The 16,165-nt window shown below is 71.9% G+C and carries 12 protein-coding genes and 1 pseudogene; 6 read left to right on the plus strand and 7 right to left on the minus strand.

Translation table 11 applies throughout. From position 1 onward, the window contains the following. Nucleotides 1-61: 61 nt before the first annotated feature. Nucleotides 62-1,345 (minus strand): deoxyguanosinetriphosphate triphosphohydrolase, encoded by a 1,284-nt coding sequence (locus ACFWBB_RS07460; RefSeq protein ID WP_385268093.1) that lies wholly within the window; start codon nucleotides 1,343-1,345, stop codon nucleotides 62-64. Nucleotides 1,346-1,701: 356 nt separating this feature from the next. Beyond that, a complete protein-coding gene (locus ACFWBB_RS07465; RefSeq protein ID WP_385268095.1) occupies nucleotides 1,702-2,577 on the minus strand; it encodes a sirohydrochlorin chelatase in 876 nt (291 codons plus the stop codon). A gap of 207 nt (nucleotides 2,578-2,784) precedes the next feature. Between ACFWBB_RS07465 and ACFWBB_RS07470 the strand changes: the two genes are divergently transcribed. Continuing rightward, the gene (locus ACFWBB_RS07470; protein WP_385268097.1) at nucleotides 2,785-3,462 is read left to right on the plus strand and encodes a vancomycin high temperature exclusion protein; all 678 of its coding nucleotides are present in this window, start codon (nucleotides 2,785-2,787) and stop codon (nucleotides 3,460-3,462) included. A gap of 201 nt (nucleotides 3,463-3,663) precedes the next feature. Next, nucleotides 3,664-5,889 (plus strand): molybdopterin oxidoreductase family protein, encoded by a 2,226-nt coding sequence (locus ACFWBB_RS07475; protein WP_385268099.1) that lies wholly within the window; start codon nucleotides 3,664-3,666, stop codon nucleotides 5,887-5,889. Nucleotides 5,890-5,893: 4 nt separating this feature from the next. Here the strand turns inward: ACFWBB_RS07475 and ACFWBB_RS07480 are convergent, their stop codons facing one another. Then, nucleotides 5,894-6,631 (minus strand): TetR/AcrR family transcriptional regulator, encoded by a 738-nt coding sequence (locus ACFWBB_RS07480; RefSeq protein WP_385268101.1) that lies wholly within the window; start codon nucleotides 6,629-6,631, stop codon nucleotides 5,894-5,896. Nucleotides 6,632-6,878: 247 nt separating this feature from the next. Between ACFWBB_RS07480 and ACFWBB_RS07485 the strand changes: the two genes are divergently transcribed. After that, nucleotides 6,879-8,438 (plus strand): MFS transporter, encoded by a 1,560-nt coding sequence (locus ACFWBB_RS07485; protein ID WP_385268103.1) that lies wholly within the window; start codon nucleotides 6,879-6,881, stop codon nucleotides 8,436-8,438. A gap of 208 nt (nucleotides 8,439-8,646) precedes the next feature. Here ACFWBB_RS07485 and ACFWBB_RS07490 read toward each other — a convergent pair whose 3' ends face one another. From ACFWBB_RS07490 to ACFWBB_RS07505, 4 genes are all read right to left on the minus strand, one after another. Beyond that, a complete protein-coding gene (locus tag ACFWBB_RS07490) occupies nucleotides 8,647-9,351 on the minus strand; it encodes a DUF6215 domain-containing protein (protein WP_385268105.1) in 705 nt (234 codons plus the stop codon). 90 nt (nucleotides 9,352-9,441) lie between these two features. Then, the gene (locus ACFWBB_RS07495; protein WP_385268107.1) at nucleotides 9,442-10,131 is read right to left on the minus strand and encodes a hypothetical protein; all 690 of its coding nucleotides are present in this window, start codon (nucleotides 10,129-10,131) and stop codon (nucleotides 9,442-9,444) included. A gap of 84 nt (nucleotides 10,132-10,215) precedes the next feature. After that, a complete protein-coding gene (locus ACFWBB_RS07500) occupies nucleotides 10,216-11,547 on the minus strand; it encodes a phosphatase PAP2 family protein (protein WP_385268109.1) in 1,332 nt (443 codons plus the stop codon). A 376-nt stretch (nucleotides 11,548-11,923) separates the two neighbouring features. Next, entirely contained in the window at nucleotides 11,924-13,570 is a 1,647-nt protein-coding gene (locus ACFWBB_RS07505; protein ID WP_385268111.1) for a M4 family metallopeptidase, read from the minus strand. Between the two features lie 177 nt (nucleotides 13,571-13,747). Between ACFWBB_RS07505 and ACFWBB_RS07510 the strand changes: the two are divergent. The 3 genes and pseudogenes from ACFWBB_RS07510 to ACFWBB_RS07520 form a co-directional block, all read left to right on the plus strand. Further along, nucleotides 13,748-14,047, plus strand: a pseudogene (locus ACFWBB_RS07510) (gamma-glutamylcyclotransferase family protein); the annotation flags it as partial. A gap of 710 nt (nucleotides 14,048-14,757) precedes the next feature. After that, a complete protein-coding gene (locus ACFWBB_RS07515; RefSeq protein WP_385268113.1) occupies nucleotides 14,758-15,339 on the plus strand; it encodes a hypothetical protein in 582 nt (193 codons plus the stop codon). A gap of 146 nt (nucleotides 15,340-15,485) precedes the next feature. Next, on the plus strand, nucleotides 15,486-16,112 hold the full coding sequence (locus ACFWBB_RS07520; RefSeq protein WP_385268115.1) for a class F sortase: 627 nt from the start codon (nucleotides 15,486-15,488) through the stop codon (nucleotides 16,110-16,112). Nucleotides 16,113-16,165: the final 53 nt, after the last annotated feature.

Here is a 16,165-nt window from a genome sequence, read left to right on the forward strand (position 1 = left end):
CACGCTGGGTCACGTTCGGGCCCCGTTCGGGCGCACCTCGGGCGCACCCGGTCCGCTCTTGTCAGGGTCTCGTCCGCCCCGTCAGACGGCTGTGGAGCGAGCGGGCCGAGGCGTCGGTGAGCGAGGCGATCTGGTCGACGACGATTCGCTTACGGGCGCGGTCGTCGGACGCCTGCTCGAACAGGGAGCGGAACTGGGGGTCCAGGCCGTCGGGCACGCGGGCGGTGAGCGCCTCGGCGAGCTCGGTGATGACGACGCGCTGGTCGGCGCGCAGGCGTTCCTGTTCGGCGCGCTGCATGACGTACCGGTCGGCGACCGCCTTGAGGACCGCGCACTCCAGCCGCGCCTCGTCCGGTACGACGAGTTCGGCGTCGTAGCGGGTGAGGCTCCCCGTGCCGTATCGGGTGCGGGTGGCACCCTCGGCGGCCAGGCAGAAGCGGCCGATGAGCTGGCTGGTGGCGTCCTTCAGACGGGCCTGGGCGGACGCCGTGCCGTCGTAGCCGTGCGGCCACCACTCCTGGTCCTGGAGGCGGTCGAGGGCGGCGGCGAGTTCGGCCGGATCGGTGCCGGCGGGGACGTAGCGGCCGACGGCGACCCGGAAGATCTCTTGGCGCTCCGGTTCGGCGTGCAGGCAGTTGGGGTCGATGTGTCCCGCGTGCAGGCCGTCCTCCACGTCGTGCACCGAGTACGCCACGTCGTCCGCCCAGTCCATGACCTGCGCCTCGAAGCACGTACGCGTGCCGGGGGCAACTTCACGGACCCAGTCGAAGACGGGCCTGTCGTCCTCGTAGACGCCGAACTTGGCGGACGCCGGGTCGGTCGGGTGGGCGCCCCGGGGCCAGGGGTACTTGGTGGCGGCGTCCAGGGTGGCGCGGGTGAGGTTGAGGCCCACGGAGCCTTCATCGGTGAAGCGCTTGGGTTCGATGCGGGTGAGGAGGCGCAGCGACTGGGCGTTGCCCTCGAAGCCGCCGCAGTCCCGCGCGAACTCGTTCAGTGCCTGCTCGCCGTTGTGGCCGAACGGGGGGTGCCCGAGGTCGTGCGAGAGGCAGGCCGCCTCCACCAGGTCGGGGTCGCAGCCGAGGGCGGCGCCGAGCTCGCGGCCCACCTGGGCGCACTCCAGGGAGTGGGTGAGGCGGGTGCGGGGGGTGGCGTCCCAGGCGTCGGTGCGGGTGCCCGGCGTCACCACCTGTGTCTTCCCGGAGAGCCTCCTCAGGGCCGAGGAGTGCAGGACGCGGGCGCGGTCTCGTTGGAAGGCGGTCCGGCCCGGGCGTTTGTCCGGTTCGGGGGCCCAGCGGGCGACTGACGTCGGGTCATAGGCGGTGTCGAGGTGTGCGGTGCCTTCCATGTCTCGACAGTAAGCGGAGGCGGTGACAATCGGGCGCTGCCGGGACGCCTGCCGAACCAGCCGGTTCGGATCACCGGTGGCTCTGCTGGGAGCACCGGGCGGGCACGGGCCGCCTCGCCGGCGGGCGGGGCGGTCTCACCGTCGGGCGGGGCGGACTCACCGTCGGGCGGGGCGGACTCACCGGTGGGCGCGGGCGGACTCACCGGTGGGCGCGGGCGGTTCCACCGGCGGAGCGCGGGCGGACTCACCGGCGGAGCGCGGGCGGACTCACCGGCGGAGCGGGCGGTCTCACCGGCGGGCGCGGGCGGTTCCACCGGTGGGTTGCCGGAGGGGCGGGCGGTTGTGTTCGGGGCGGTTCAGGCGGCGTTGCTGGAGTTGCTCCGTTGCCATGCCTGGTCGTAGCGGTGCAGGAGCAGGGATGCCATCGCCGGGTGGGTGCCCAGCGGGGCGGACGCGATCCAGGGGGCCGCCGCCGCGGACTCCGTCGCGAAGCGTCCCGGGGCCGTGAAGCAGGAGGCGACCGCCACCCGGTCGCGGCCTCGCGCGGCCAGCGCCCGCAGTGCCGTCGGGACCGTCGGGGTCGCCGTGGAGGCGTACGCGGGGACCACCGGGACGCCCAGGCGTCGCGCCAGGAGATCGGCCGTACGGCGGGTGTCGACGGCCGAGTCGGGGTCGCGGGAGCCCGCCGCCGCGAGGACGACCGCGCTCGTGCGGCGTTCCGTCTCCGTCATGTCGGCGCGCCAGCCCGCCTCGACCAGGCGGGCGTACAGGGTCTCGACCAGAAGGGGGTGCGGGCCGAGCGGTGCGGCCACGCGCGTGTGCCCCCGTGCCCTCGCGGCCATCTCCGGGATGTCCTGCCGGACGTGGTAGCCGCGGGCCAGGAGGAGGGGGACCAGGACGGCGTCCGCCGTGCCGTGGGCGTCGAGGTCGGCGAGGGTGTCGGTCAGCAGCGGCTCGTTGAGCTCGATGTGGCCGAGGTGCACCGCAAGTCCGGGACGCTGCTCGCGGACGCGGTCCAGGAGCGTGCGGACGGTGCTCAGCGCGCGCGGGTCGCGGCTGCCGTGTGCGACGACGACCAGCGCCGGCGGGCCGGGCCGCCTGCGGCCGTCGAGCTGCACGAGGCTGAGCTGGCTGGCGAGCTGGGAGCTGATCCGGTTCATGATGTGCGCCGAACTGTCGAGGTGGACTTCGGACTCGTCGTACTGGTCGTACCGAGCGGGCGACGCCGTCATGGACCGATACTGACGGCGCGAGGTTGCACCCCCGTTGCCTGACCGTCACGAGTGTTTTCCGGTCGTTCACGCCGGGCCCGGGGGCGGTGTGAGATGTGGCTCGTGGCGCGGGAACGAACCGGATCACCGTCGGCTGCGTCTTCCCGGGCCGAAGGGGCGTGCGACCTGTTCGCCTGTTCGACCTGTCTCGACCTGGGGGATCACCGTATGGACATCCGTCGACCGCGGCTGCCGCGCACCCGTGCCGGGCGGCGGCGGCTGGTGCAGGCCGTGATGGCCGGGTGTGTACTCGCACTGCTGCCGGCCACCTGGCTGTACGTGTCCACGGCCGGCCGGCTGGGGACGACCGCCGACGCGCCGCGCACCGAGGTCGCCGTCGTCTTCGGCGCCGGTCTGTGGGACGGCGAGCCCTCGCCGTATCTCGCGCACCGGCTGGACGCGGCGGCGAAGCTGTACCGGGAGGGCCGTATCGAGGTCGTGCTCGTCACGGGCGACAACAGCCGCGAGGACTACGACGAGCCCGACGCGATGCGCACCTATCTGACCGGGCACGGTGTGCCCGGCGCGCAGATCGTCAGCGACTACGCCGGCTTCGACACCTGGGACTCCTGCGTCCGCGCCAAGAAGATCTTCGGCGTCGACAGGGCCGTACTGATCAGCCAGGACTTCCACATCCGGCGGGCCGTCGCCCTGTGCGAGGCGGCGGGGGTGGACTCGTACGGGGTCGGGGTGGCCGCCAAACACGACGTGACCTGGTACTACGGGGGCGCCCGGGAGGTTTTCGCGGCCGGGAAGGCGGCCCTGGACGCGGTGTTCGAGCCGGACCCCAGGTTCCTCGGGCCGAAGGAACCCGGGGTGACGAGGGCCCTCGCCGGCGACCGGTGAGACGGCTGGTGCGGTGTCACCGCCCCGGCCGGTGCCTCACGGCGGGTGCGGTCGGTGCCTCCCGGCAGGCCTGGTCCGGTGCCTCACAACGGGCCCCGGCCGGTACCTCACGGCGGGTGCGGTCCGGCGGGGAGGGCACCACCATATCGCCGTAACAGGAGACCGCACGGCGCGTAACACGGCCGAAGCACGCTGGAGCGCATGCCGACCACCGCGACGCCCACCCACTGCCCGTACTGCGCCCTGCAGTGCGGGATGGCCCTGTCGCCTCTGCCCACGGGGGGCGTCGAGGTGGTCGAGCGGCCCGACTTCCCGGTGAACCGGGGCGCACTGTGCGGCAAGGGCCGTACGGCGCCGCAGGTGCTCTCCTCGCGAGTACGGCTGACCTCCCCGTTGGTGCGGTCCGGCGGCTCGCTCGTGCCGGCCACCTGGGAAGAGGCGCTGGACCGGATCGCGGGAGAGCTGGCGAGGGTACGGTCCGAGCACGGGGCCGACGCGCTCGGTGTGTTCGGCGGGGGCGGGCTGACGAACGAGAAGGCGTACACCCTCGGCAAGTTCGCGCGGGTCGTGCTCGGCACCTCGCAGATCGACTACAACGGCCGCTTCTGCATGTCGTCCGCGGCCGCGGCCGGCATCAAGGCGTTCGGGCTCGACCGGGGGCTCCCGTTCCCGATGGAGGACATCCCGAGGACGGGATGCGTGATCCTGGTCGGATCCAACCTCGCGGAGACCATGCCGCCCGCGCTGCGGTTCTTCAACGAACTGCGCGAGAACGGCGGCACGTTGGTCGTGATCGACCCGCGCCGCACGAAGACCGCCGAACAGCCCGACCTGCACCTCGCGCCCCGGCCGGGCACGGATCTCGCGCTGGCGCTGGGGCTGTTGCACCTGATCGTCGCCGAGGGGCGGGTCGACGAGGAGTACGTACGGGAGCGGACCACCGGCTGGGAGGACGCGCGGGCGGCCGCCATGGCGCACTGGCCTGAGTACGTGGAGCGGATCACGGGGGTGTCCGTTCCACAACTCAGGGAAACCGTGCGGCTGTTCTGCGAGCCCGAGGCCGCGATGGTGCTCACCGCGCGCGGGCCGGAGCAGCAGTCCAAGGGCACCGACACGGTCGGCGCGTGGATCAACCTGTGCCTGGCGACGGGACGGGCGGGCAGGCCGTTCAGCGGCTACGGCTGTCTGACCGGGCAGGGCAACGGGCAGGGCGGGCGGGAACACGGCCAGAAGGCGGACCAGCTGCCCGGCTACCGCAAGCTGGACGACCCGGCGGCCCGGCGGCACGTCGCCGAGGTGTGGGGCGTGGACCCGGCCTCCCTGCCCGGGCCGGGGCGCAGCGCTTACGAGTTGCTGGACGCGCTGGGGTCCGACGTGCGGTCGCTGCTGCTGATGGGGTCGAACCCGGTGGTGTCGGCGCCGCGCGCCGCGCACATCGAGGAGCGCATCAAGTCCCTCGACTTCCTCGCCGTCTGTGATGTCGTCCTGTCGGAGACGGCGGCCCTCGCGGACGTCGTCCTGCCGGTCACCCAGTGGGCCGAGGAGACGGGCACGACGACCAACCTTGAGGGACGGGTGCTGCTGCGACGCCAGGCGATCACCGCCCCTGAGGGGGTGCGCAGCGACCTCGAGGTGCTGCACGAGCTCGCGGCACGGCTGGGCGTCGAGAAGGGTTTCCCGACCGACCCCGAGGAGGTCTTCGAGGAACTCCGGCGGGCCAGCGCGGGCGGCGTCGCCGACTACTCCGGGATCAGCTATGCGCGGCTGGCGGAGGGAGCGGGCCACGGGGTGTTCTGGCCCTGCCCGGCGGAGACCGAGGGAGCCGGGGAGGAAGTTGGGGAGGAAGTTGGGGAGGAAGTCGGGCAGCGCGTCGAGGAGGGGGCCGGGCAGCGAGCCGAGGAGCAGGCCGGGCAGCGAGCCGAGGAGGGGGCCGGGCAGCGAGCCGGAGAGGGCGAACGGCAGGCGGCCGGGACGCCCCGGCTCTTCCTCGACCGGTTCGCCACGGAGGACGGACGGGCACGGTTCGTGGCGGTGTCGCACCGGCCGATCGCCGAGGAACCGGACGACGACTACCCCGTCCTGCTCACCACCGGCCGGGTCGTGGCGCAGTACCAGTCCGGTGCCCAGACCCGGCGCGTGGACGAGCTGAACGCCGCAGCACCCGGTCCGTTCGTGGAGCTGCACCCCCGGCTCGCCGCGCGGCTCGGGGCGGCCGAGGGCGACCCGCTGGCCGTGGTGTCGCGGCGCGGACGGGCGGTGGCTCCGGCCCGGATCACCACCGGGATCCGCCCGGACACCGTCTTCATGCCGTTCCACTGGCCGGGCGAGGGCCGCGCCAACACCCTGACCAACCCGGCGCTGGACCCGACCTCGCGGATGCCGGAGTTCAAGGTGTGCGCGGTGCGGGTGGAGAAGGCGGTCTCCTAGTCCCTCAGGACGCCTCGTGGGGCAGCCGCAGGGCCAGGCCGTCCAGGACGACATCGAGGCCGTAGGTGAACTTGTCCTCGCGCAGCGCGACCGGGTCGGTCGACTCGGCGGCGCTCGTGGCGTAGTCGCCGGCGAGGTGGGCGTGGGGTGCGGCGGCCTGTCGGGCGGCCGGCATCAGGCGGGCGACGAACTCCGCCTCGGTCTCGCCGGAACGTGCGACCGTGGTGAGCCATGCCGCCTCGGTGGTGCTCATGCCGATGACATAGCCGAGCAGCGGCTCGATCGCCCGGCCCGGCTCGGTGAAACCGGCCGCGGTGAACAGGGCGGCGAGGCGCTCGGTGTACGACATCAGGTTGGGCCCGAGATAGACGAGACCGGCCTGACCGAGGACCGAGGCGATCCAGGGGTGCCGTAGCACCGTCGCGCGGAACGACCGCCCGGCCTCGGCGATGGCGGCCCGCCAGTCGGGACTGTCTGCGGGCGGTACGCGCATCTCGGCGGCGACCTCGTCCAGGGCCAGTTCCATCAGCTCGTCCTTGGTGGCCACGTGCCGGTACAGGGAGGTCGCGCCGGCGCCGAGGCGGGCCCCCAGTTTGCGCATGCTCAGCGCCTCGACGCCCTCGGCGTCCAGCATCGTGACCGCCTCACGGACGATCGCGTCCCGGCTGAGCGCGGGCTGGTCGGGCTCGCGCTTCTGCCGGGTCCAGACGGACGGGACGGCGGGCGGGGTCTTGGCGGCCACGGCTCCACTCCAGGTGATCGGCGAATCGACGCGCGTACATCGTGCGCCTCCAGCGTACAGAGTCAACGCATTGCGCACACCGTTCCTTAATGCGTACAGTGTTCGCAACGAACGGAACACCGTACGCAGGCCGTTGAGCTCACCCAAGTCACTGATGTCTCTGATGTATCCGACCTCGCGCGCTGATGTCGCTGATGTCGCTGATGTCGCTGATTCCGAAGAAGTCGCCGAAAGGACCGGACGTCCCATGACGGAAACCCGCAACCCCCGCCGCTGGTGGATCCTCGTCGTGCTGTGCCTGAGCACAATTGTCCTGACGATCGACAGCATGGCGCTGACCGTCGCGGTCCCCTCGATGACCGAGGACATCGGTGCGAGCGCCCAGGACACCCAGTGGATCCTCGACTCCTACATTCTGGTCTTCGCCGGCCTGCTGCTGACCTCCGGCAGCCTCGGCGACCGGTTCGGCCGGCGGAAGGTGATGCTGACGGGCCTGCTGCTCTTCGGGGCGGCCTCACTGGCCGCGACGCTCTGCACCGACCCGGGCGAGGTGATCGCCGTACGCACCGCGATGGGCGTCGGCGGGGCGCTGATCATGCCCTCCACCCTCTCGATCCTCATCACCGTCTTCGACGACGAGGAGCGCGGCAGGGCGATGGCCGCGTGGGGCTCCGTGTCGATGCTGGGGCTGGTCGGCAGCCCGGTCCTGGGAGGCATCCTGATCGAACACTTCTCCTGGCACTCGATCTTCCTCATCAACGTCCCGGTCGTCGCGCTCGCCGTCGTCGCCGCCGTGCTCCTGATGCCGGAGTCCAGGGCGCCCTGGCAGAAGCCGGATCCGCTGGGCGCCGTGCTCTCCGCGGTCGGTATGACCGCCCTGGTCTGGTGGATCATCGAACTCCCGCAGCACGGCGCGTTCGGCGGCCGCTCGACGCTCTCGCTGGCCGTCGCCGTGGTGGGCCTGGCCGGCTTCGTGATCTGGGAGAACGTCACGTCCGCCCCGATGGTCCCGCTGGTCCTCTTCAAGCACCGCAACTTCAGCGGCGGTTCGCTCTCGCTGGCGCTGGTCCAGATCGGCAACGGCGGTCTGCTGCTGGTCCTCACCCAGTACCTGCAGTTCGTGCTCGGCTACTCTCCCGTCAGGGCGGGCCTCGCCTTCCTGCCCCTCGCCGTCGCCGCGCTGATCGGCAACGGCATGGGCGTGAAGCTGGCGGAGAAGATCGGCAACCGGTTCGTGATCCTGTCCGGGATGCTGGTGATGACCGCCTGCTTCGCCCTGCTGACGACGGTCGACGCCGACTCGGGCTTCACCGTCCCGGCGATCGCCCTCGGGCTGCTCGGCCTCGGCGCCGGTCTGGCGATGCCGGCCGCCGTCGGCGCGCTGATGAGCACCATCCCCGAGGACAAGGCGGGCGTCGGCTCGGCCCTCAACGACACCATCCAACAGGCCGGTACCGCCCTCGGCATCGCGATCCTCGGCTCCCTGCTGACCAGCGGCTTCGCCGCCGAGATGCCGTCCGACGCCCCCGAGGCGGCCCGGCAGTCGATCGGCGGGGCGCTGGCGGTGGCCGGCCAGGACGCGAGCCTGGTCCGGGAGGCCCGGGAGGCGTTCACCGCCTCGATGACGACGACCTTCACGGTCAGCGCGATCGGCGTCCTGGCGGCGGCGATCCTGGCGACCCTGGTGATGCGGGACCGCAAGCCGGAGCAGCCCGCGGCGGCCGAGGCCCGGGTGGAGGGGCCGGTGGAGCAGCCGGTCGAGGGCCGGGTGGAGGGCCGGGTGGAGGACCCTGAGCCGGTCGTCTGAGCCGGTCGTCCGAGCCGGTCGTCTCAACCGGTCGCCGAGCGGCACGGCTTCCGTTCCGGTGAGGCCGGCACCCCCCGGGGTGCCGGCCTTCCGCATGACCCGCATGGCCCGCCCGTATGGTCCGCATGGCCCGCATGTCCGCCCGCGTGGTGCGCAGGCGCATGGCGGTGCGATGTGGTCGGCGGCGTGCGACGCGGTCGGGCCGGCGTCAGCCGGCGGTCGTCCAGCCGGGGATCATGGGCAGGACCTCCTGCGCGACGCGCAGCAGTGCCGTGTCGTCCGGTCGCACGTCGTCCTGGCGCCAGATGGCGAGTTCGTAGGAGCCGCCGCCGTCCTTCGCGTCCGGGGCGACCACCAGCGCGCGGGCGATGCCGCCGGGGCCGGTGTCGGCCTTGCCGCCGCCGAGGTTGAAGTTGATGGCGAACGTCCGGCTCGAGTAGAGCACCGCCGGATGGCCCAGGATCGTCCTGGACTCCGCTTCGTTCAGCAGGTCCTCCATCCCCGCGATGGGGAACTCGTCGTAGGACCGCGACAGCTTCACGGTGTAGGTGTCCAGCTGGACGGTGCCCTCCGGGGTGGGGATCTCGCTGCTGCCCGCAGTCTTGACCGAGCCGTCACTGCCGTAGGCCGTCAGCGCGTGCTCCTGCGGAGTGCTGAGGAGCGTCGGCAGATCCGCGCGGTTCAGCGCCGTGCACAGTTGCGTCCCGGAGACGCGCTGCGCCGCCTTCGCGTCCGCGTCGGCCTTCTTGTCCTCGTCGTCGACCGTGCAGGACGCCGGTTTGTCGGCCGCCTCGGCGTCGTTCTTCTGGAGCACGTACAGCCCGCCCCCGAGCGCCCCGACCACCGCCAGTGCCGCGATGGCTTGAACCCATGGGTTCGGGCCCTTCTCGGGCGCGGCAACTTCCTCGCTCATGTCCCCCATTACCCCCGGTACCCCCTGCTCGCGCCGGATGCGCGCTGAGGGAGCGTAGCGGGTGATCCAGCCACGGGGAAGCAAGATTCCCTACCAGTGGGTCACATCCAGTACCCGCGCGCAGTGGGGATCCCCGTCGTCCGCCGTCATCTGCTCAACCTCCCCTCGAACCAGCGAGGGGAGCGCCGCGATCAGCGCCGTGAGCGCCCCGGTCGTCCGGACGTCGGCGGCGGTCACCCCCGGGAGCCCGTCGGCCCGGAAGTACAGCCGCGCCCGGCCCTGGTCGAGGAAGAGGAAGCCGTGCAGGAGGGGATCCTGTCGGTCGGTCTCCTCGCAGTACGGCCGGACCAGGGTCCGCAGCAGCCGGAGCCCCCGGTCGGCGGCTGTCTCACCGGCACGCGGCACGGCCTCCGGGTCCACCGGAACGAGCGGCATTCCCATCACCGTGTCCGTGTCCGGGCGCGTGCGCGTGCGCGTGTCCGCGCCCGGGCTTCGGCCCGTCCCCGGCGGCCGGGGGCCCGGGCCGCACAGGGTGCGCAGCATGCCGATGACGTCGTACGCGGTCACGCAGTCCTCGCCCACGACGAGCGGAAACTCGTAGAGCGTCAACTCGTGTGTCGACTCGGCGCCTACGGGACCGACGGCGACCCGTACCGCGTCGGCGCCGCCGGGAGCGGGCAGCACTCCGCGCACGTACGACGTCCCGGTGAGCGGGGTGTGCAGGTGCTGGAGCAGGAGAGGAATCAGGTCGGCCTGGTCATGCGCGGTCTCTACGTCCACGGAGGCATTGTCGACGCCACGGAGGCATGGCCGACGCCGGAGACGGCATGATCACGCATCCACGCACACCAGGCGCAACCGGACTCAGATCAGCTCGGGTTGCGGTTCGGGTTGCCGTGCGAGCGCCGCTGCTGGTTCCTCCCACTGCGTGGTGGTCCGGACGTAGACGTGGACGACCGAGGCCAACAGCAGCATGAGCAGCGGTCCGTAGACCCACGGATGGCCGGCCATCTCGTACGGCAGATAGCGGTAGGACACCAGCAGCGCGGCGAATACCGTCGCGCCGTGGGCGACCAGCCGGATTCCCGAGCGGTCCCAGCCCCGGTCGTACGTGCGCAGAGCTGCCTCGATCGTGAGCGCGAACACCACGCCGGCGATGAGGTCGGCGCCGTAGTGGTAACCGAATCCCAGCGTCGCGCAGAGCGTGGCGATCAGCCAGAAGGTGCCGGCGTACCGCAGGAACCGTGGGCCGCTCCGGGAATGGACGAAGATCGTGACGGCCCACGCCGTGTGCAGGCTGGGCATGCAGTTGCGTGGGGTGATCCCGTCGAACCGCATGGGGTGCGGGATGCTGATCGGCGTCGTCGTCCGCGGCCACAGGTCGGCCACCGCCCATTGGACGCTGGGGTGCGATTCCTGCCAGAGGCTGATCGCCTGCCAGTGTTCTGTGCCGTTGCCGTAGGCGAAGACGGGCCCGACCACCGGGAAGATCATGTAGAAGGCCGGCCCGAGGAGACCGATCGCCAGGAAGGTGCGCACCAGGTGGTGGGTCGGGAAGCGGCGCTCGACCGCCACGTGTCGCAGTTGGTACAGCGCGACGACGACCGCGGCGACCGGCAGCTGGCCGTAGACGAAGTCGAGGACATTGAAGCCGATCGCGCCCGTGGCCGTGACCATCCGGCCCACCAGCCACGACGGGTTGCCCAGCGCGTGATCGGCGGTCGCCACGTACTGGTCGAGCACCATCGGGCGGGTTTTCGAGGTGATGAGCAGCCAGGTGTCTCCGGTCTTGCGGCCGGTCATCAGCAACAGGCCCAGCCCGGCGCCCTTGAGCAGCAGAACACGTTCGCGGCCAGTGCGGCGCGTGACGGCGATGACCGCACAGCCGAGAGTCACCCACAGCGCCCCGTTGCCGAAGGGGTGGCCCTCGGTCACCTTGATGTCGGCCGCCCACCGGACCGTCAGGAAGGCCAGGTCGATGCCGATCGCCGCGCCGATCGCGATGAACCGTTGCCGCCAGGTGAACACCACGAGCATCAACGCCATGCTCGCGTACAGCAAACCGCCCGATTTGGGGGGGAATATCACCTCGCGCACCTGGCTGGAGATCGGCCCCGGCAGGCCCAGATGGCGGGCGACGAGCTCCAGCGCGAGGACGAATCCGAAGGTCACCACGCCTGCCGCAGCCCACAGCATCGCCCGGGGTCGACGCCAACCGGAGAGCGCGGTTCTGCCTTTTATTCGCGAAAACACCCGCGACGCTACAGGTATCAATTGCTTGACCAATTTGCTCGATTTTGGCTAGACAAGTTGCTTTTCACGCTGGATGACATGAATTCCGGTGAAGGACGGTTGCGGGACGGGCGATAGGGGCGTTCATCGCGAGTTCGAACATGTTAACGGAGCGGTTCGGGTGGGTTACGCCTGAATGTGCGGGGCGTCAAACGCGCCCCCGGTCGCCCCGCCGCGGCGAGTCGGTCGGGGGCGCGTTCGGCGCCCGGTCACGCAGCGGTCGCCCCGGTCCCGAGTCGGGGCCGAGGCGACCGTTTCGCGCGTCACGTCCGGGGCGAGGTCAGTTCACGTTGACCGCGCTCCAGGCCGCCGCCACCGCGTTGTACTCCGTGCTGCCCGTGCCGTATAGGTCGCGGGCCGCGTTCAGGGTGGCCGTCCTGGCCGCCGCGTAGTTCGTCGAGGACGTCATGTAGACGGTCAGGGCGCGGTACCAGATCGCGCCGAGTTTATCGCGTCCGATGCCGGTGACCGTCGAGCCGTTGTACGTCGGGGAGTTGTAGGTGACGCCGTTGACGGTCTTCGATCCGCTGCCCTCAGCGAGGAGGTAGGCGAAGTGGTTGGCGACCCCGGACGAGTAGTGGACGTCGAGGTTGCCGACCGAACTGCTCCAGTAGTCCGCGGAGCTGCCGTCCTTGCTCGGCTTGTCCATGTAGCGCAGGGCGTCGCGGCCGAAGCCGGAGCGGACGATCTTCTCGCCGATGAGGTAGTCACCGGTGTCGGAGGCGTTCCCCGCGTAGAACTCGACCAGGGAACCGAAGATGTCCGACGTCGCCTCGTTCAGACCGCCGGACTCGCCCGAGTACGTCAGCGCGGCCGTCTTCGAGGTCACGCCGTGGGACATCTCGTGGCCGGCCACGTCCAGGCCTACCAGCGGGCCCAGCTGGGTGCCGTCGCCGTCACCGTAGGTCATGCAGAAGCAGCTGTCGTCCCAGAAGGCGTTGTTGTAGCTGTTGCCGTAGTGGACGCGGTTGTAGGAGCCCTTGCCGTCGTTGCCGATGCCATTGCGGCCGTGCACGTTCTTGTAGTAGTCCCAGGTCACGTTGGTGCCGTACTGGGCGTCGACGGCGGCCGTGGAGCGGTCCGTCGTGGCGCCGGTGCCCCAGTGGTTGTCGGTGTCCGTGAAGAGGGTCGCGGGGGCACGGCTGATGCAGATGCCGAAGATGCACAGGTCCGTCTTGTTGGCCGCGTCACCGGTGTACGTGTTCCCGCGCGTCGGGTCCTTGAGCTGGTACGTCGATCCCGAGAGGGTCGTCTCCAGCGGGACCGTGCCGCCGTACAGGGACTTGCCGTCGCCCGTGGCGGTCTCGATGGTGTCCCACGCGTCGATCTGGGCGCCGGTGCGGGCGTCGGTCAGCACCGCGCGGGCGACCGGGTTGCCCAGCGAGTCCAGGGCGACGACGTTGGTACGCCAGGCCAGTTTCGGGGCGCCGTGCAGGGCGTCGACGACCAGCTGCGGCTTGGCCTTCACCTGCTTCAGCGTCTCGCCGAGGTTGGCCGCGCGCAGAGCGTTCACGGCGACGTCGGCGGCCTTGGGGGCCGGCACCTTCGGGGTGATGCTCGGGAGGGAGATCTCCGCTCCCGTCGCCCGGTTCGCGCTGCGGTAAGCGCCGTCCGGAGCCAGATGGACCACGAAGTCTCCCCCGAGTACCGGGAGTTTGCGGTAGGTGCGGTCGTAGCGGACGTGCTGGGTGCCGTCCTTGTCGACGACCACGTCACGGACGGAGGTGCCCTGTACCGCGGTGAGGCCCAGGGTCGTCGCGTGGTCGGCGAGGGCCGCCGCCGCGTTGTCGAGCGCGGTCGCCCGGGTCGGCCTGTCGGCCGCGTCGGCGACCGGGGAGAGCACGGCGGCCAGGAGCGTGGCCGTGGTGGCGGCGATGCCGGCGGTGGCGAGACGGGAACCTCGGACGTGCTGCCGTATCCGACTCATCAGTGTCTTCGGTCTCCTCGGGAAGGCGCCGTGGGGGCGCGCGTGGGGGTGGCCTGTGGGTGGCCTGTGGAGGTGGCGCTGATGTCGTCCTGGCATTTAAGAGGGCATGACATGTCATGTCCATAGCGCATACGCGATGGACCGGTGAGGGGGCGGTGAGGGGAGAGAATCGTTTCCGTGAGCGCTCCGGGACTCCCCTTCTTCGTCTACGGCACCCTCCGCCCCGGCGAGGTCAACCACGGGCTCCTCCTGCGCGGCCGCACCCTTCGCGAGGAGCCCGCGCGACTGACGGGGGCGGTGCTGTACCGGGGCCCCGGCTACCCCTACGCGGTGCGGGAGCCGGGCGGGACGGTGGCCGGCACTCTCGTCACGCCCCTCCCCCAGGCCTACGCACGACTCCTCGCCGAGCTCGACCGGCTGGAGGAGTACACGCCGGGCGACCCACGCAACCTGTACGAGCGGGTCGAGCGCGAGGTGGAGGTCGGGGCCGGGGTGGGGGCCGGGGCCGGAGTGGGGGTCGGAGCCGGAGTGGGGGCCGGGGCCGGAGTGGGGGTGGAGACGGGGGCGGAGATCGGAGTCGAGGTCGGGGTGGAGACGGGGGCGGAGATCGGGGCCGAGGCCGGGGTGGAGACGGGGGCGGAGATCGGGGCCGAGGTCCGGGTGGAGACGGGGGCGGAGATCGGGGCCGAGGTCCGGGTGGAGACGGGGGTGGAGATCGGGGCCGGGGTGGAGAGCGGGGCGGCGGTCGCTGCCGACGGGAGCGGCTCGTCTCGCGCTCCCGTGCGCGACCGGGCGCCCGTACGCGCCTGGGCGCCCGTACGGGCCTGGGTGTACGTACGGGCCTGGGTGTACGTCGCCGCACCCGACGTCGCCGCCCGGCTGCGGGCCCGGGGAAAGCTGATCGAGAGCGGGGACTGGCTCGCGCGGCGGTGAGTCGCCCGCCCCGGCCGCGGCCGTCGCCGCCTCCCGGCAATGGCGGTCACCCGTTCACCCGCCGCGTGGGCGCTTTTCCGTGGTGCGCTGTCCGTACGGCGATGACCTGCTGAAACGCATACACGGACACTCCTCCCGCCCGCGCATCTGACACCCATTCATCCCATTCCTGACGATCCCTCAGGAAGCGCGCTCGCCGCGCTGCGACTTACCTCGGAAGGGCAGGGAGACTCGAAGAGCTCGAAGGAGCACCGATGCGACGCATCGCCCGTCGTACCGCACGCCGTACCGCCCGTCGTACCGCACGCAGTACCGCACAACTGCTGACCGGTACCGCGCTCGCCGTCATCGCCACGGCCGGGTTCGCCGCGCCCGCCCACGGCGCCGGTACCCGTGCCGGAAGCCTGGAGGTGTATCCCTCCACCGCGGTGCCGGGCGGGCAGGTCTCGGTGAACACGACGGCGTGCGGGGACGGCGGCGCGGCGACGGGCGACGCCGGGGCGGTGGGCGCGGGTCGCTTCCCGCTCGCGCCCAGCGCGCACGAGGGCGAGGGCGAGGCGGTCGGACAGTTCCGGGTGCCGCCGAGCGCGCAGCCGGGGACGTACGAGATCGTCGCGGAGTGCGCCGCGGGCGGGCGGCGCGTCGCCGGGGACCTGGTGGTCGTGCTGGCCTCGGACCGGCAGCCGGTGCATCCACGAGGAAGTGTGAAGACGGGGGTCGGCGGCGCACTGCGCCCCGACCCCGAACAGACCGCGGCCGGTGTGGCGGCTCTCGCCGTCGCCGCCGCGGGCGGTACCTGGCTCCTGCATCGCCGGGCGAGAGGCGACGGGATCTGACGGGCACCCTCCGCTGTCCGTCCGCCGGTACCGCATGTCCCCTCCCCCTCCGGGTCCGACGCCCCTCGCGGCCCGGAGGGGGCGCGGGCCCCCACCAGGCCCCGACCAGGAAGATCACGAACGCGTTCACGGAGAAGGGTCCTGTCATGCGCAGGGTCGGCAACACCGCCATGGCGACCGTCACCGTGGTCGCTCTCGGCTCCGGTGCGTGGCTGCTGCACAGCGGCGCCGAGACGCACGCCCCGCCACAGCCGTCCGCGGCCCAGGCCCACTCGGGCGGCCCCGACGTACGGACCCGGTCCGCGCCTGCGCTGCCGCCCTCGCCGCCCGACCGCGTCCGCATCCCCGCGATCCACGTGGACGCCCCGCTCACGGGCCTCGCCCTCACCCGGTCCGGCAGCCTCGACGTCCCGCCCGCGGAGAAGGAGAACCTGGCCGGCTGGTACGAGGCCGGCACCACTCCCGGCGAGACGGGGACCGCGATCGTCGCCGGTCATGTCGACAACGCCGACGGTCCCGCCGTCTTCTACGATCTGGGCGCCCTGCGCAAGGGCGCTGCCGTCGAGGTGGACCGGCGGGACGGGAGCGTCGCCGTGTTCACGGTGGACGCCGTCGAGGTCTACCAGGCACGCGACTTCCCCGACGAGAAGGTGTACGGGGCGGCGAACAGGCCGGAGTTGCGGGTGATCACCTGCGGCGGGGGCTATACGAAGGCGACCGGCTATCTGGGCAACGTCGTCGTGTTCGCGCATCTGACGTCCTCACACGTCTGACCGCCCACCGGTCGCAGGACGGACGCACGAGGCGCGCACGACGGTCGCAGGAC

It is taken from the genome of Streptomyces sp. NPDC060000 (assembly GCF_042737375.1).
In the GTDB taxonomy this organism is placed as follows: Bacteria; Actinomycetota; Actinomycetes; order Streptomycetales; family Streptomycetaceae; genus Streptomyces.

Coding starts and splice junctions, on each gene's coding strand:
- ACFWBB_RS07485 (WP_385268103.1), top strand. CDS start 6,879: ATGACGGAAACCCGCAACCCCCGCCGCTGGTGGATCCTCGTCGTGCTG.
- ACFWBB_RS07475 (WP_385268099.1), top strand. CDS start 3,664: ATGCCGACCACCGCGACGCCCACCCACTGCCCGTACTGCGCCCTGCAG.
- ACFWBB_RS07515 (WP_385268113.1), top strand. CDS start 14,758: ATGCGACGCATCGCCCGTCGTACCGCACGCCGTACCGCCCGTCGTACC.
- ACFWBB_RS07500 (WP_385268109.1), bottom strand. CDS start 11,547: ATGCTGTGGGCTGCGGCAGGCGTGGTGACCTTCGGATTCGTCCTCGCG.
- ACFWBB_RS07520 (WP_385268115.1), top strand. CDS start 15,486: ATGCGCAGGGTCGGCAACACCGCCATGGCGACCGTCACCGTGGTCGCT.
- ACFWBB_RS07505 (WP_385268111.1), bottom strand. CDS start 13,570: ATGAGTCGGATACGGCAGCACGTCCGAGGTTCCCGTCTCGCCACCGCC.
- ACFWBB_RS07465 (WP_385268095.1), bottom strand. CDS start 2,577: ATGACGGCGTCGCCCGCTCGGTACGACCAGTACGACGAGTCCGAAGTC.
- ACFWBB_RS07460 (WP_385268093.1), bottom strand. CDS start 1,345: ATGGAAGGCACCGCACACCTCGACACCGCCTATGACCCGACGTCAGTC.
- ACFWBB_RS07470 (WP_385268097.1), top strand. CDS start 2,785: ATGGACATCCGTCGACCGCGGCTGCCGCGCACCCGTGCCGGGCGGCGG.
- ACFWBB_RS07490 (WP_385268105.1), bottom strand. CDS start 9,351: ATGAGCGAGGAAGTTGCCGCGCCCGAGAAGGGCCCGAACCCATGGGTT.